This is a genomic window from Dickeya sp. MK7 (assembly GCF_000406305.1).
GTDB lineage: Bacteria > Pseudomonadota > Gammaproteobacteria > Enterobacterales > Enterobacteriaceae > Dickeya > Dickeya fangzhongdai.
On record NZ_CM001984.1, the window covers coordinates 2,557,060 to 2,559,014 of the forward strand.

1 protein-coding gene is annotated in these 1,955 nt (G+C 74.7%); it reads right to left on the reverse strand.

Annotated elements, in window-relative coordinates:
- Window positions 1-1,942: filamentous hemagglutinin N-terminal domain-containing protein (locus DXXMK7_RS11090; RefSeq protein WP_152490650.1), on the reverse strand; the 1,942-nt coding region annotated here is incomplete at its 3' end.
- Window positions 1,943-1,955 lie beyond the last annotated feature (13 nt).

The following is a 1,955-nucleotide window of genomic DNA, read 5'->3' on the forward strand; positions in this document are numbered from 1 at the left end:
GGCCGCTGTTGGTCAGCCCGTCCAGCATCGCCGTCAGCGTGCCGTCCAGGCTCACCACCCCGCTGTTGCGCCACTGCCCGGCGCTCAGCGACAGCCCCTGTGCCGTCAGCTGGCCGGCCGTGTCCATGTCGCCCGTTGAGAGCGTCATCCCGCCGCCGCTTACCAGCGACCCCGTCGCCGTCTGGCTCAGCCACCCGACGGTATTGAGGCTCACCGCCTCCCGCCCCTGCAGCACGCCGCTGTTGGTCAGCCCGTCCCCCGTCACCGTCACCGTGCCGCCCGACACCGTACCCCGGTTGGCCGTCTCGCCCGCCTGTATCGTCAGCCCGCGTCCGGCCAGCAGCGACCCGCCGTTGTCCAGCCGCGCCGCCGCCTGCACCGCCAGCGTCTCGTCCGCCGACAGCGTCCCGCGGTTGCTCAGCTGCGGCGTCTGCACCGTCACCTGCCGCCCGCTCACCGTGCCCCGGTTGTCCAGCACCGGCGTCGTCAGCCTCACCGTCCCGCCCGCCAGCGTGCCCCGGTTGCTCAGCGACCCCGCGCTCACCGTCAGGCCGCTCCCCGCCAGCAGCGCCCCGTCCCACTGCATCTCCCCCGCGCCGTCCAGCGTCAGCTCGCCCGTCGCCTGCCAGCGGCCCGCGCCGCGGATGCTGCCGCCGCTCACCGTCACCGTCGGCGCCCCGGCGTCCCCGTCCAGCGTCAGCGCCCCGCCGCTCACCGTCAGCGCGCGGCCCGCCTGCCACGCCCCGCCCGCCGCCTGGCTCACCGCCCCCGACGCCGTCAGGCTTACCCGGTCGCCCGCCAGCTGCCCCTGCCCCAGCGCCAGCGCCGACCCGCCCAGCGTCAGCCCGTACCCCGGCTGCACCGCCCCGTCGTCGCCCACCCCGGCGCTCAGCCGCCCGCCGTCCGCCACAATGCGCCCGTCGCTCGCCAGCGTCAGGTCCCGGCCCGCCCGCGTCTGACTGCCCGTCAGCGTGATGCCCTGCGTCCCGCTCAGCGCAATCGCCCCCTGCGCCTGCTGTTGGTCCTGCAGCGCCAGCGTCGCCCCCTGCGCCGTCAGGTCGCCCTGCGCTATCGCGCTGCCCACCTGCAGCCGCCCGTTCGCCGCCAGCCGGATGTCCCCCTGCCGCGCGCTCAGCCCGGCGGTGTTCACCCCCACCCCCTGCTCCGTCGACACCAGACTGATGCGGTGGGCGTACATGCCCCCCAGCGCCCCGGTGTCCAGCGCCAGCGCCGGCGACGGCCCGTCTCCCGCCTGCGCCGTCACCCCGCCGTCCATGCCCACCCGGTTCGCCCCCAGCACCACCCGGGCATCGCGCGCGTTCAGCCCTGCCTGCAGGCTCGCCGTGCGCGCTATCAGCGCAAAGTAGTCGCTCCCGCTCGCGTCCAGCCCCGCCCCGTCTATCAGGATGTCCCCGCCGCGCACGTCCAGTCCGCTCAGCCGACCCGCCGCGTCGAACTGCGGGGTGCCGGTGGTCAGGGTAATGCGCGGGGTGTTGAGAAAGCCGCAGCCGCTGCAGGTGATGCCGTACGGGTTCGCCACCACCACGTTCGCCGCCTGACCGGCCACCTCCAGGTAGCCCGCCAGCCGGCTGCGGTTCGGCGACACCACCTCGTTGAGGATGGCCGCGGCCGCCCGGCCCTGCAGGTTGGGGTTGGTCTGTATCAGCCCGCCCAGCTGGCTCGGATTGAGCTGGGCGGTGCCGTTGTTGAGGATGAGCCCGCGGCTGTCAACGCTGAAGTCGTGGTAGCGGTTGTGCGACAGCCCCGCGGCGTCCGGCGCGGCGATGTTCACCACCGGCACCCCGTTGCCCGCCGCCTCCAGCGCCGTGCTCCCCGACGCCACCGTCACCCCCGCCGCCAGCGCCGGCAGCACCGGCTGCAGCCCCGTCAGCCACACCAGCACCCATACCAGCACCCGCTGCGACGTCTTCACCGCTTTCATCCCTGAACTCCTG